The sequence below is a fragment of the Rhizobium sp. BK491 genome, from assembly GCF_014194925.1.
Lineage (GTDB): Bacteria > Pseudomonadota > Alphaproteobacteria > Rhizobiales > Rhizobiaceae > Rhizobium.
In genome coordinates this window covers 1-13487 of the sequence record NZ_JACIAR010000028.1, presented here as the reverse complement: position 1 = coordinate 13487, position 13487 = coordinate 1, and the positions used below count along the sequence as shown (strand labels likewise).

Here is a 13487-nt window from a genome sequence, read left to right as displayed (position 1 = left end):
CGTCAATCTCTAATCAGGTTGAGAGCCTGGCTGCCGCGTTCTGAGCAGCCGTGGCAATCGGTCGACGCGACTACCTCAAATTTTGCAACAGAACCAGCCAGACTGCATGGGCGATAATTTCGGCTGGAAAGCGATGGCGGCGATAATGGGTAAGCGGCTCTTCGGTCATGCTGGTCGGATATCATTTCGCTCAGCACAATCCGTTAAGGCGACGCCACCCTGTAAGGTGATATCACCAATCTTCAAGCCAGAACGAGACTTGCCGGCGGCAGTCGGTCCTTGTCTCCGGAAACAACCGCCGATATATATTCAAGGGCGTTCGCAATTCCGTTCATTGTGTAGGGCTTCTCAATAGCGCCTATCGCACCCGCGAAGTCCGGCGGCAGCTTTTTGATATTGCCGCTGACAAAGACGTACGGGATACCCCTTTCAGCAAGCGCTCGCCCAAAATCGATACCCTTCGGCCCGTCCTGCAACTGGATGTCCACAAAAGCAAATTCCGGTGGAGACGTTTCCAAAATTTCCAGTGCTTGAGCGCTACTTGCCGCCTGTCCGACAACCGTATGACCGGCAGCCTCGATCTCCCATTGGAGCTCCATCGCAAGCAACATTTCGTCTTCAACGATCATGACTTTCAAAGCAGTAGTTCCTCCTAGATTTCGATCCGTAAAGTGACGTCCACGGTCGTGTGCCGCCCTTCGCACTTTCGCTCGATTGTCGCGCCTACCTGAAGCGCCGACCTCTCCAGAAGCAGCCGACTCAATTCTGCGCTCACCTCATCCGGGGTAACCGGCTCCGATATATCCTCCACCCTGATGAGGAGGCATCCGTTGAAGTGTTTGACGACAACATGAATGTCACCTCCGCTGTCCCTGATCCCATGGCTGAGGGCATCGCCGACCAACTCGTTCACGATAAGCGACAGCGGCGACGCCTTCAGCGCAGGAACATAAGCCGGCGAAATATCGAGTGTCAGTCGTATATCATCACGTTTGATAGCTCCGAGGAGATCCAAAACGAGCTCATACGCGAAATCACCCAGGTCAAAGCGAGTGACGTCGTTGGTTGTAAAAAGCTTACGCTGGACGGTGCTTATCGCTTCGATTCGGTTGAGCACGGACATCAGCGCATTTTGCTGGCCATGGTCCTTCGTCAACCTTAATTGCATCTTGACGATCGAAGCCATGGTCAGAAGATTGTTTCTGACACGATGATCAACTTCGTGAATCAGCAGTGTCTTAGCCGCCAGCGCTGCGTGCAGATCGTTCGTACGATCCTTGACTGCTTCCTCGGCCTGGTGACGAGCGGACGCTAGGTCCGCCTCCCTGCTTCTAATGTTCGTAAAGTCGAGTTGCGAAGCGAAGAAATAGATAATTCTACCTTGCTGATCCCATACCGGGCTGATGAACAATGCATTCCAGAACGCGCTGCCATCCTTCCTATAGTTCAAAATGTCGACCGAGACACCGCGTCCGTTGGCAAGTGCATCGCGGACGACAGCAACGGTCTCTCGATTGGTCTCCGCACCCTGCAGAATTCGACAATTGCGCCCGATCAATTCTTCGTTCGAATAACCGGTTAGACGTTCAAAGGCGCCGTTGCAAAATATAATCGGATTGTCGTGCTGGTTTGGGTCGGTGATAATCATCGGCATGCGCGTTGCCTTGAACGCCGCAGCGAACGGATCTTCGCTTGAGTGAGCTGCTACAAGCCGTTCGCCGGCTCGCCTTGCCTCTTCCTGATCCTGATCTCGGTCCATAATACTCGATCCCGTGCCTAGAGGAGCGAAATTGGGGATATCCGATTAATTTCAACGGCAGGCAATCTTTCGGTTCATGGAACCAAGACACCGCATCTAGGGACATGCCATATCGTCAACCGACGAATACCAAAATGAAACCTTTGCTCCTTGTCCTAAATCGCATCTAAGTCCGATCGACGACTTTCCTCTAAACTGTGCCGGATTACTCTTTCCGACCAGAGATTTTCTATTGCATCCCACATCCGACACTTACAAAAATTCGCTCTAGCCACGAGCGATGCTTTAGCCGCGAACCAATTTGTGACTTTGATCTTCTGTTAGTACACATGACGGTCTCCGTTGAACTCCAGAACGAAATGATCGGCAAGAAGTATTGTTCCCGGGGCTATTTGTCTTCTCCACCAGCACTGGCGCTCAAACGCAATCAGATGCCTACGATAGGCGCGAGCAATCTGCCAAGAAATCCCTTGAAGCGCACACGTCCTTCGATAGCCGCCAGGGATATGCACTCGCCGTCGCTACCGATCACAGGACTATGATCCGTCTCATCGTCACCCTCTACGAAGTCACCTGCCTCGTAACGACTATCGCCATCCGAGAACGATCCTTTCAGGACCTGCGTCACCTCCAGGTTCGTATGCCCATGCGCCGGCATGCGCTTGTTCGCTTTAACCTTCAGCAAAATGACGTTTGCTTCTGGCGCATGGGGCACGCCGACACGGCTAAGCCGGACGCCTGGACCCACGGCACGCCAAGGTCCTACTTTGCAGCCAGCTAGCGGGCCTGGGAGAATAATGCCATCAATGGAAACCGGTGAGGGCTGCGGCGCGGTGCGACCCGCCCTGTGATCCAAGTCCAAACGCGCAAGCGTTTGTTCAAGAGCCTCGGGAGAAAGCGCCTGGGGGTCCGTCCGGACCAGCATCTCACCCCCAATGGCCTCGAAGATCGCCACGCGCCTCTGACAGAAAGGGCAACCACTCAAATGGGCGGCAACGACGAGCGCAGGACCGGCCGGCAACGTGCCTGCAGCAAAACGCAGGAGTGTCTGATCGCTGGGATGATGCTTGTTCGTCATAATGTTTCTTCCAGCATATCCCTAAGTTTTCCAAGCGCACGCCTGATACGAGACTTCACAGTGCCGAGCGGCAAATCCAATTCCCTGGCAATTTCAGAGTGAGGACGATCACGGAAAAAGGACAATCTGATGATCTCTTCCTGTTCGGAACTCAGCGCCTGAAGCGCGGCGCGAACCTTTTCTTCATCCGCTCTGATAAACAAAATCTCTTCAGGCGTGGGTTCAGCAGCCTGCATGACCTCAGTTTCGTCACCATACGGCTGATTTGACGACCTTGATTTCCGCTGAAAATCAATCCGCAAGTTGCGGGCTATCGTGAAAATCCATGTCATCGCACTGGCGCGCGCCGGATCGAAATAAGTTGCCTTGCGCCAGACCACAAGCATCGCCTCCTGGGCGATTTCTTCGGCAATTTCAGCCGTCGAGCCCGAGCGCATCATGAACGCCTTGATCCGGGGCGCTGCAAAATTGAAGAGCTCGGCAAAGGCCTGACGATCCTGACGGGTTGCTATCGTCAGAACAAGTTGATTGACCACTTCGCGCGACAATGGATCGTGCTCGTGCAAAGTCGTCACCGCTCGTCTCCTTTCGAAGGAGATGATGCTGTTCTGTTTGCCACGGCTATCGATAGGCGGTGCTGAAACATTCATGCGCTTTCTACGATGGGCAATGCCGCTTGGATCCCATGATCCGATCCAGAAAAATCCACGTATCAGATTTGAAGAGCAGGAACAAAGGCTTCGGTTTGGCAAACGCCGTGCAGGAAGCGGGCCAGAAGAGAGATCATGATGCCGCGAAAAACAGTGGACCAACAAAAGCCTTTGGTGAAGGCCGGCCTCGCGGCGATCCCGGTTATCTTAACCCTTCTTCTCGGACAGTGGGCGACCCTGCCGAACATTGAGGGTTGGTACGCAGGCCTTGCCAAGCCCGCATTCAATCCACCGAATTGGATCTTTGGGCCGGTCTGGACCTTCCTTTACGCATCTATGTCGTTTGCGGTCTGGCGCATATGGATACTTCCAGGAGACCAACCGCAAAAGTCGGCGGCGCTCATTTGCTTTTATCTGCAACTGGCGTTCAATGCCGCATGGTCGTGGGCCTTCTTTGCGCTCCATAGCCCGCTGCTTGGCGTTATCAACATCGTTCCGCAATGGATTTTAATCCTGCTCACAATCTTCAAGTTTCGCCTTCTCGACCGAATCGCTAGTTACAGTCTTGTACCTCTCGCTGTTTGGGTTGCTTTCGCGATAGCGCTCAATTTCGAAATTTGGCGGTTAAATCTTTGAATGTGCAGGCTATCGCGAATAGCACTCACCCCTGATCCTCAGCCATGTGTAACAGTTCCGAGGAGACGCGCCGTTATCCATTGCCCGCAACCGGCGGCAAAGCCTGAGAGGACCGTACCCCAAAAAAGATCGGCTAAGGTCAGACCAGTCGACCAGTTCTTGAGTGTCGCCTGATTGGTCAGATCATAGGTGGCATAAGCCGTAAAGCCGAGCATCGCCCCGCACACTATCGCAGTCTGGATCGACTCCCCGATCAGACCGGGGCGAACAGCGAGAACCGTAAGTCCAAACGCATAAATCAGGTAGAAGGCGATGGCAGGCGCGAGCCGGAAGTCAGCTGCCAGTATCTCTGCCATTACAGGCCGGTAAAGACGGTCGGTCATGCTGCTCAGCCAGATAAAATCGATGGCGATGAACACAACCAGTGTGACGATATAGGCAACGACGTAGGTTTTCACCACATTCTCCATAGCGGCCTTCCTTCGGTCGATCAGCGGATGCGTGTCCAATCGACACCCCGGCAAATCAGGCCGGCGATAACACAGCCCCTCGTGGACATCCGATCACCATCCACTTTCACTGTGATCCGGTAGCTCAAATCACGTTGAGGATCGAAAGCCTCACCGGAATAGACGCCATCGTCACTGGGTTTGATCGTCATCACCAGCTTGTCACCAGCCTTTTCGCTTGGCGTTCCCGGCTTGATCCAGGTATTGGTCGCGCAGACGTCCGATCCGCAGGGTGCAACTCTCACTTTGGCATTGCCATCTGCCCGAGCCCATAGGCCCTCGATTTCGGCCGCTTGCGCATTAGTTGCAGATGCTGCGGCCAGATAAACAATCGCTCCAATCATCGCTCTCATGCCTGGATCTCCTTTTAACCGCCGACCTTCATGCGTGCTCAAGTGTATAAAGTCCGACGTCGATGCTCCCCTCCTCAAAGCCGGCTTCGCAATAACACAGGTAGTAGTGCCAAAGGCAACGGAATCGCTCGTCAAAGCCTAGGGCCGCAATGGTCGGCCAGCGCGCATGAAAACGGGTGCGCCACTCGAGAAGTGTTCGTGCGTAGGATTTGCCGAAATGTTCTCTTGCTGCCAGCCTGAAGCCCGCTTTTGCAACTGCCGCCTCCAAAGCGGAACCAGAGGGCAGAAAGCCGCCGGGAAAGACATGCTTCTGGATAAAATCGGAGCCGCGCCGATAGGCATCAAAGCGCTTTTCTTCAATCGAGATCACCTGCAGCACAGCCTTTCCACCTGGTCGCAAACAACGTTTCAACGTCGAGAAATATTCCGGCCAATAGGCCTCGCCTACTGCTTCGAACATCTCTATAGAAACGATGCGATCGAACTGGCCATCGAGATCACGGTAGTCCTGCAGGCGCAGGTCCACCTGCTCTATCACGTCAGCACTGGCGGCTGCCTGTCTTGCCCAGGCGAGCTGTGAAGGTGACAAGGTGATACCCGTCACCTTGGCGTTGGCACGCGCTGCCAAGAATACGGAAAGAGCACCCCAGCCACAGCCGATTTCCAAAACACTCTGGTTGTGATCGAGCGCAAGCTTTTTCAGAACTTGCTCTAGCTTCTTTTGCTGGGCGGCTTCGAGGGTGTGCGTACAATCATCATAAATTCCCGAGGAATATAGCATCGTCGGGTCGAGCCACTGTCTGTAGAATTCGTTGCCGAGATCGTAATGTGCCTCGATGTTGCGACGGCTGCCATGCTTCGTATTGGCATTGAAGAGATGCTTTGCACGATTGAACAGCCGCATTATCGCGCTGCCTTGGATAGCGGGTGCTAACGCTTGCGTATTTCTTGCCGCGAAGCGGATGACCGCCGTTAGATCGGGAGTCGTCCAGTCCTCATCGAGGTAACTCTCCGCAAAGCCGATATCTCCCGCAACGATCAGGCGAGGTAACATACGCCAACGCCGCATGTTGACGATCGCCTCGGGACCCGGTTCGGCACCGGATTTTTCGACCACCAGTCCTGAAGGCAGCGTGATCCTCAGATGGCCATAGCGCACGTTGCGCAATAGCCTCATGAGGAGGTGCCCGACGAGGCCGAGTCCCCCTATGCTATCGGACGCACGCATCGACGCGCTGGAGAAATCGTCAAAATGGCTCATGAATTTCAACCTTGGAATTGGGTATTTTCACTTCAGTGGGAGATGAGCAACCGAATGAAACAGAGCTTTCCGGAGGATGGGGACGTACCCGCAATCCAATACCTTTCAGCCAGATCTTCATCGCTTCCCAATGAATGCCTCCGACGACACGAAGCGTCAGAAAAGGGATCGCGAAAAACGCCTTAAGCAATGCGCGATCCGTAAGCTCGCTACGACGCGCCACATGCCTCGCGGTCAATACCGGCCCATCGCGATCGAAAGTCTCGATTCGGATCGAAAGAACGTCGGCGGGCGGCGACACGCGAAACTGATACCGCAGATCCATGTCCATAAAAGGCGAGACATAGAAAGCCTTGTCGCACTGCTGGATAATTTCCGGCGCATCGTTCGCCTCGACCGGGATCATATAGCCGTGACGCTCACCGAACGTGTTGTCCACTTCCCAGAGGATGGCTTTGAGCGACACATCCTTCGAATAACAGAAGAACACGCTCAGCGGATTGAAAGCCCAACCGAACAGTCGCGGCATTGTCAGCAGCCGTATTGGACCTCCATCCGGGTCGATACCGGCGCTTCGCATGTTCCTCTCGACCTGTTTCCTCAGATCGGATCCTGACCGGTCGCCTCGATCCTTGCGATAGAAGGAGAAAAGGTTGAAACGATCGATGGAGAGAAGGCGGAACCGCCGATCGATCTGGTCAAGCTCATCGAGATCGAGCAGCAGAGAATAGATCCGATAGCTAAGCTTGTGCTGCTTAGGCCTTACACGAGCATGTGTGACCAGGCCGGAAAAAAGCGCAGATTGAAGTTCCGCACTCATGCGGTAACCTCCACGCCCGGCAGCGGCTTGACAGGCTGGCTAATCGGCTGACGGACGATACGACCACTTTCCCGCGAGACCTGCCAAGGCCGCCGCAAGCCACCGAGATCCTCGGCGACCGCAAGGCCCGCCTGGATGCCATCCTCGTGGAAGCCAGAACCGAAATGCGCGCCACAAAACCAGGTATTGCGGATGCCTTGAAGCGACCAGATTTCCTTCTGTGCACGATCGGTCAATAGGTCGAAAACCGGATGTTCATATATCTCACGGCAGATGATGGTTTCCTCCTTTGGCGCTCTGCGCGGATTGAGGGTGACAAAGGTCGGCGGCGCTGAACCCAGCGGCTGCAGCTTATTCATCCAATAGGTGATGGAGGGTTGGCTCGGTCCGTCGCGCGTATCCGCTGTATAGTTCCAGCTCGACCAGGCAGCGCGCCGTTTCGGCATTAGCGAGACATCGCTATGCAGGACAGCTTCGTTACGCGAATAGCGGAAAGCACCCAGAATACGTCTTTCCTCGGTGCTTGCATCCACAAGCATTCGAAGCGCCTGATCAGCATGGGTGGCGATCACCACATCGTCGAAGAGGTGATGGCCGCCAGTAGCCGCCTCAAGCTCTACGCCTTGTGATCTGCGTCTTATCGACTTTACTGGCGTCGACAACCGGATACGGTCGAAAAAGCTGTTGGTCATGCGGGCAACATATTCGCGGCTGCCGCCCCTTACAGTGCGCCAAATCGGCCGACCCCATAGATTGAGCAAGCCGTGATTGTTACAGAAGCGGACAAAACTTGCCGCTGGATAAGCGCCGATCTCCATCGCAGGGGTAGACCAGATCGCCGCGGCCATCGGGTAGAGATGGTCGTCGCGAAAGGCGCGACCATAGCCGTTGCATGAGAGATAATCATCGAGGGAGATGCCGTCCATGTCGGGCAAGTCCCGCGGGGCATCGCGATAGAAGCGCACCAGATCGCGCATCATTGACCAGAAACGCGGGCGGACAATGTTTGATTTCTGTGCGAAAAGACCGAGACCCCTACCGCCGGAATATTCATAGGCGCCGTCGTTGATCGAAACGGCAAAGGACATATTGGAGGCAGCCGTGGGCACGTCGAGCGTGCGGAACAACGCCGTCAAATTAGGATATGTGAGCTCGTTGTAGACAATGAAGCCTGTATCAACGGAAACAGCGCCTGCGGCGCTTTCGAATGTCACCGTATTACTATGGCCACCGAGCCGATCGCTTGCTTCGAAGACAGTCACGTCATGGCGATTTGAGAGAAGCCAAGCTGCCGACAGTCCCGAAATGCCACTTCCTATTATCGCAATGTTCAGACGGCGGCCGCCGTTTCGATCGTAGCTACCCATAAAACCCCTCGGCTCCCGCAATAAGCTTTTGGCTTTCAAGACAGATACGGAGGGCGGCGGCGGCTGGTTTCACACAAAGAGAGAATTTTTTCGAGTAGCACGAAACCGGTTCAACCGACCGTCCGTAAATAATGCACAGCGACACAAGAGCGCATCAATGCGAGCGAACGGATGGATTGGTTTCTTCTAGCTATCGTGGCTGTCGGCATATCTCTGGCGATGGCCGCCGCCTGGATCGTGCAGCGCAAAACCGGTATGAGCGGGTGGATCGACACCATTTGGTCCGCGGCTGTGGGCTTGGGCGGCATCCTCACCGCCGGCTGTGCAGAAGGCTCATTCTCGCGCCGGATGACGCTGATAATGATCGTGGCAGCCTGGGCGCTGCGGCTCGCCTGGCATATTGGAGTTCGCACCAAAGGCGGCGGAGAAGATCCGCGCTATGCCAAAATGATGAAGGACTGGGGCGCCAGTGCCAGCTCGCGGCTCTTTATCTTTCTGCAGGTTCAGGCTCTTGCGGCTTTCATCCTTGTATTCGCGATCTATCTCGCGGCGATCAATGACAAGGCCTATCCGGCGGTAACGGATTTCGTTGCCGTGTTGCTTTCCGCCACAGCCCTCGCTGGAGAGGCGCTTTCAGATGCGCAGCTTTCCCGATTTCGCAGAAGGCCAGAAGCCAAGACTGAGGTCTGCGAGACGGGGTTGTGGCGTTATTCCCGCCATCCGAACTATTTTTTCGAATGGCTGTTCTGGTGCTGCCTGCCGCTATTCGCCGTCACAAGCTCGCCAACGAGCTTGTTATCGCTGCTCGCACCGGCGTTGATGTATTGGCTGCTGGTGCATGTATCCGGAATTCCCCCGTTGGAAGAGCATATGCTGCGCTCGCGCGGCGATAAATTTCGCGCACTGCGGAAGCGTGTGAACGCCTTCTTTCCAGGCCCTCGCAAAACCGAATTCGTTTCCCAAGGAGAATAGTCGATGAATATGCTGGCATTTGCGATCAACGCCGCAGAGCGCGCACCGCTTACGGACAGCATGACGCTGGCTGGGATAGATTTTCTCTGTGCACGCACCAAACACCGTCTGTCGCTGATCTCGCAAGATGCGGAAAATACGTTCGTCGAGGCAATGGGCAGCTTTCCGGTAGCGACGCACACCGATGAGGCCAACCGACAGCATTATGAAGTCCCGGCGGAATTCTTCAGCTTAACCCTGGGACCTCAACGAAAATACTCTTGCTGCCTTTATCCGGCCCCCCATACGACGCTGGCGGAAGCCGAGACTTATGCACTTGCCGAAACTGTGGAGCATGCCGAAATCGAGGATGGAAACAGTATCCTGGAACTTGGTTGCGGCTGGGGTTCGCTGTCCCTTTATCTTGCGAAGCAATTTCCCAATTCGCGGGTTACATCGGTTTCGAACTCCACCTCACAGCGCGAATACATTCTCGCCATGGCGCAGAAGCACGATCTCGGCAATCTTACCGTCATCACGGCAGACATGAACGACTTTGCGGCCGATGGACGCTTTGATCGCGTGATCTCGGTCGAGATGTTCGAGCATATGTCCAACTGGCGCACCTTGCTGGAGCGTGTCCGCGAATGGCTCAATCCGCACGGCAAGCTTTTCCTCCATGTCTTCACCCACAAGGACCGCTCCTATCGCTTCAACCACCAGGATCCGGCCGACTGGATTGCCCGTCATTTCTTTACCGGCGGCATTATGCCGGCACATGATCTGCCGTATCGCTTTGCCGATCTGCTTTCAGTCGAAAAGGAATGGCGCTGGTCGGGCATGCATTACCGCCGGACGGCACTCGACTGGCTCGCCAATTTCGACCGTGAGATCGAGCGCATCCAGCCGATCTTCGCCAAGGTCTATGGGAGGGACAGCACACTCTGGCAGCGCCGTTGGCGGCTCTTTTTCCTCGCCACCGCTGGCCTCTTCGGCCATGAGAACGGTCATGTCTGGGGCGTAGGTCACTATTTGCTGAGGCCAGCGGGATGAGGCGGCCTGCGCTCGATGCAAGGACCGGAGCAACGATTGCCATTGCCTGGGTCATCGTAGCCAACAAGCCGTTCTACCCAATGTTTGTTTGGTGGCTGGTTGGCGATGGCGTTGAAACATCAGCCATAACGCTCGTCGCCATTCCCTTTTTTCTGGCGGTACCTTTGATCGCTGGAAAATCGCCGTTTAGTGCCCGGCTGGCGCTGCCGCTGATCGGCACGATCGATACCGTATTCGAATCCATCGTTTTCGGAAGAGCGTCTGCCACACTTCTATTCCTTGCACCCTGCATGGCGCTGACACTAGTCTCGTTCCAACCCGATGAGAAATGGTGGCAGCGGGGCCTTGTTTGCTGCATCTTTGTCTGTTTTGCGATATGCTGGTGGAGGCTCAAGGACCCGGTCTTTCCATGGACCGGTGGCCAGATCGCAATGCTGATGAACATCAATGTCTTTGCAGTGGCCAGTCTGATGACCTTTATTGGCGCGCGCTATGCCGGCACATAGCCCGAAAACACGTCTTTCTAGACGAGCCGAGCTCAGGCGTAGCGCTTTAGAGCTCTTCAACAATCGCTATATTCGACGCTCTTGAAGGGAGGTGAACCGGCGACCCTTTCTGGCATTTATCTAACTGAATGAATCGTATGCCTTCGTGCGATGAGGCTCTATTCTCGAACGTGTGTAGGGTTGCCAAACAGTTTGCCGGACAAGGCCGATTATTCATCGTGTTGAGATTTCGCTCCATTTTGCGTTTCGTCGCGACCATGGCGCGACCTATAGCCAGATGAGCGGCCCGCGCGTTCGAACAAGCTAGCGGTCATTTCGTGACCTGCGGGCTGGCGCACCTTCCCCTATCCCGCCTACCGGCTGAGTGCGGCTATTGGCTGACATTCCGACCGTCTCGCGAACAGCATTGCTACTCTTCACATGATCGATGAACGCGCGGAGTTTCGGCAGCATCTGCCGACGATTGGGAAGGTAGAGGAAAACCCCTGGTGTAATGGCAGCGAAAGGTTCCAGGACACTTTTGAGCGTTCCCGCCTCCAGCGCAGAAGCGACAATCGGGCGTGGAAGCTGCGCGAGGCCCATACCCTGGAGCGCTGCCCCAAGCAGGGTAGGAAAGTCATTTGCAATCAGCGGGCCGGTGACCGCCAACTCCAAGACACCACTGTTTGTCGTGAAGGACCAAAGCGCGAGCGCGCCGTTCGACCGCCGCCATCTTATGCACGCATGTTCCCGCAAATCTTCCGGCTGGTTCGGCTGAATGCGACCTGAGAAATAAAGAGGGACTGCCAACGACCACCATCGGGAAAGGCGGCGTCATACGCACCGCCACCATGTCGGCGGCGATGAACTGGCCCATGCGAATACCGGCATCGAACCCATGCGCGGCGAGATCGACCAATTCCTCGCTGACGGCGATCTCAACCTCGATCTCAGGATAGGCCTGCGAAAATGACGCAAGGAGAGGTTCCAAGAGGATCGGCACGACCGCGCGCGGCACGGCCAATCTGAGTAGCCCCGATGGCCGCTGTCCCAGGTCATAAGCTGCCCGACTGGCCGCAACGAGTTCTTCGAAGGCCGGTTTAGCCCGCGAAAAGAAGCGCTCTCCTGCCTCGGTAAGACCGACACTGCGCGTGGTGCGAATGAAAAGCGGCGCTCCCATCCGGCTTTCGAGAGCCCGGATGGCCTGGCTGACTGCGGAGGGAGTCACCCCCAGCTCAGCGGCAGCACGACGGAAATTGCGATGCTCGGCGACGCTCAGGAATGCCTCGACACCATCCAGGGCGCCTTGTCGGACCGTGAAGTTCTGCTTCATAGCCCATGAACATTATCGAGAATAGTCGCTCTCGGAAAGGGGTCATATTGTTTCCTTGCGAAACGGAGTGACACGGATGGCAAACCGCAATGGACGAGAGGCTGGAGGCCCCAAATCCAACAACGACGAAGCCCGCCTATCGAGACGCGCGGTGCTGTTGGGGTCAGGAGCGTTCGCAAGTACCGTGGCTGCTAGACCGCTTCTGGCCGTAGCGGCAGGGTTCGTCAGGCATGACGATGAGCCGACATCCTGGGTGGATCCGCAGATGCCGGAAGTTACGCACCACGTAGTCGATGCCAATGGCATACGAGTGCATGTTGTGGAGCAGGGTTCGGGGCCTCTCGTGATCCTCCTCCATGGCTTTCCGGAATGCTGGTATTCGTGGCGGCATCAGCTGACGATGCTGGCCCAGGCGGGTTTCGTGCGATTGCGCCGGATCTCCGGGGCTATGGTCGCAGCGACTGCCCGCCGGATGGAGGGAAATACACCATCCTTGATTATATCGGCGATATGGTGGGCCTGATGGATACCCTGGGTGTCGAGCAGGCGGTCATCGCCGGTCATGATTTCGGAGCGACCATTGCGTGGCAGGCTGCATTGATGCGGCCGGATAAGTTCCGTGCCGTCATTGGCCTCAGTGCCCCCTTCAGGCCCCGAGGGTTCGGCACCTCGGTTTTGCCGACAACGCTCATGCCGCAGAACGACAAGGCGGTTTACTACCAGCTCTATCTAGCTACTCCTCAAGCCGAAATCGGAATGGAGCAGAATAGGCGGCAGACGCTGCGCTCCCTCTTCTACCAGATGTCTGGGGAGGTGTTGCAGGCCGCTAGCCCGGCGAGCGCCGACCTTAAGCCTGGAATGATCCCACGAAGCGGTGCCGCTCTGCCGGAGAACCCACCTTTGCCCAACTGGATCACGTCTGCCGAGTTGGAGGTCTACATCGAAGAATTCACCTGCAGCGGCTTCCGTGGCCCCTTGAGCTGGTACCGCAACATCGATCGAAGTTGGGAGCTTTTAGGGATGACACAAGGCGCGAAGGTGACAGTTCCTGCTCTCTATGTCGCGGGCGACCGCGATTTCGTCGCCGCCGCCAATCGTGAATTTATTCCGCTTCAGGCCAAGTTTGTTCCGAAGCTGCGCCGCCCGTTGATACTGCCCGGTTGCGGCCACTGGACCCAACAGGAGCGTGCCACCGACGTCAGTGCCGCAATGATCGATTTCCTACAACAACT

At 55.8% G+C, this 13487-nt stretch carries 14 protein-coding genes and 1 pseudogene; 5 read left to right on the top strand and 10 right to left on the bottom strand.

Annotated features, from left to right (window positions below):
• Positions 1 to 242 precede the first annotated feature (242 nt).
• The 4 genes from FHX05_RS29905 to FHX05_RS29890 form a co-directional block, all read right to left on the bottom strand.
• Positions 243 to 638 carry a response regulator gene (locus FHX05_RS29905; RefSeq protein WP_183876466.1) on the bottom strand — a complete coding sequence of 132 codons (396 nt, stop codon included), beginning with the start codon at positions 636 to 638 and terminating at the stop codon, positions 243 to 245.
• 14 nt (positions 639 to 652) lie between these two features.
• Positions 653 to 1762: a PAS domain-containing protein gene (locus tag FHX05_RS29900; RefSeq protein ID WP_112611389.1), complete on the bottom strand. Its 1110-nt coding sequence runs from the start codon at positions 1760 to 1762 to the stop codon at positions 653 to 655.
• 424 nt (positions 1763 to 2186) lie between these two features.
• Complete coding sequence (locus tag FHX05_RS29895) at positions 2187 to 2837, bottom strand: ChrR family anti-sigma-E factor (protein WP_112611387.1); 651 nt, start codon at positions 2835 to 2837, stop codon at positions 2187 to 2189.
• Entirely contained in the window at positions 2834 to 3487 is a 654-nt protein-coding gene (locus FHX05_RS29890) for a sigma-70 family RNA polymerase sigma factor (RefSeq protein ID WP_183876462.1), read from the bottom strand. The genes FHX05_RS29895 and FHX05_RS29890 overlap by 4 nt, the downstream gene beginning before the upstream one ends.
• A gap of 135 nt (positions 3488 to 3622) precedes the next feature.
• Here FHX05_RS29890 and FHX05_RS29885 point away from each other — a divergent pair, with 135 nt between their 5' ends.
• The gene (locus tag FHX05_RS29885; RefSeq protein WP_348648366.1) at positions 3623 to 4123 is read left to right on the top strand and encodes a TspO/MBR family protein; all 501 of its coding nucleotides are present in this window, start codon (positions 3623 to 3625) and stop codon (positions 4121 to 4123) included.
• A gap of 38 nt (positions 4124 to 4161) precedes the next feature.
• Here the strand turns inward: FHX05_RS29885 and FHX05_RS29880 are convergent, their stop codons facing one another.
• From FHX05_RS29880 to FHX05_RS29860, 5 genes are read right to left on the bottom strand one after another with little or no spacing between them, the layout of a single operon-like run.
• On the bottom strand, positions 4162 to 4581 hold the full coding sequence (locus FHX05_RS29880; RefSeq protein ID WP_183876467.1) for a DUF2177 family protein: 420 nt from the start codon (positions 4579 to 4581) through the stop codon (positions 4162 to 4164).
• 32 nt (positions 4582 to 4613) lie between these two features.
• Entirely contained in the window at positions 4614 to 4985 is a 372-nt protein-coding gene (locus FHX05_RS29875; protein ID WP_112611383.1) for a DUF2147 domain-containing protein, read from the bottom strand.
• 28 nt (positions 4986 to 5013) lie between these two features.
• Positions 5014 to 6246, bottom strand: a complete 1233-nt coding sequence (locus FHX05_RS29870; protein WP_183876460.1) for a cyclopropane-fatty-acyl-phospholipid synthase family protein — start codon at positions 6244 to 6246, stop codon at positions 5014 to 5016.
• Positions 6233 to 7066 (bottom strand): DUF1365 family protein, encoded by an 834-nt coding sequence (locus FHX05_RS29865; RefSeq protein WP_112611379.1) that lies wholly within the window; start codon positions 7064 to 7066, stop codon positions 6233 to 6235. Before FHX05_RS29865 ends, FHX05_RS29870 begins: the two co-directional genes overlap by 14 nt.
• On the bottom strand, positions 7063 to 8433 hold the full coding sequence (locus tag FHX05_RS29860; protein WP_183876458.1) for an NAD(P)/FAD-dependent oxidoreductase: 1371 nt from the start codon (positions 8431 to 8433) through the stop codon (positions 7063 to 7065). The genes FHX05_RS29865 and FHX05_RS29860 overlap by 4 nt, the downstream gene beginning before the upstream one ends.
• A 171-nt stretch (positions 8434 to 8604) precedes the next feature.
• Between FHX05_RS29860 and FHX05_RS29855 the strand changes: the two genes are divergently transcribed.
• Genes FHX05_RS29855 through FHX05_RS29845 form a run of 3 tightly spaced genes read left to right on the top strand, consistent with a single transcriptional unit; the run spans position 8605 to position 10943 of the window.
• Complete coding sequence (locus tag FHX05_RS29855; protein WP_183876456.1) at positions 8605 to 9405, top strand: DUF1295 domain-containing protein; 801 nt, start codon at positions 8605 to 8607, stop codon at positions 9403 to 9405.
• A 3-nt stretch (positions 9406 to 9408) separates the two neighbouring features.
• Positions 9409 to 10437 (top strand): cyclopropane-fatty-acyl-phospholipid synthase family protein, encoded by a 1029-nt coding sequence (locus FHX05_RS29850; protein ID WP_183876454.1) that lies wholly within the window; start codon positions 9409 to 9411, stop codon positions 10435 to 10437.
• Positions 10434 to 10943: a hypothetical protein gene (locus FHX05_RS29845; protein ID WP_183876452.1), complete on the top strand. Its 510-nt coding sequence runs from the start codon at positions 10434 to 10436 to the stop codon at positions 10941 to 10943. The genes FHX05_RS29850 and FHX05_RS29845 overlap by 4 nt, the downstream gene beginning before the upstream one ends.
• 303 nt (positions 10944 to 11246) lie before the next feature.
• On the opposite strand, the pseudogene FHX05_RS29840 reads toward FHX05_RS29845, so the two are convergent.
• Positions 11247 to 12255, bottom strand: a pseudogene (locus tag FHX05_RS29840) (LysR family transcriptional regulator).
• A 369-nt stretch (positions 12256 to 12624) separates the two neighbouring features.
• On the opposite strand from FHX05_RS29840, the gene FHX05_RS29835 reads away from it, so the two are divergent.
• Positions 12625 to 13487, top strand: an 863-nt coding sequence (locus FHX05_RS29835; RefSeq protein ID WP_246699169.1) for an alpha/beta hydrolase, incomplete at its 3' end; no start/stop codon positions are given.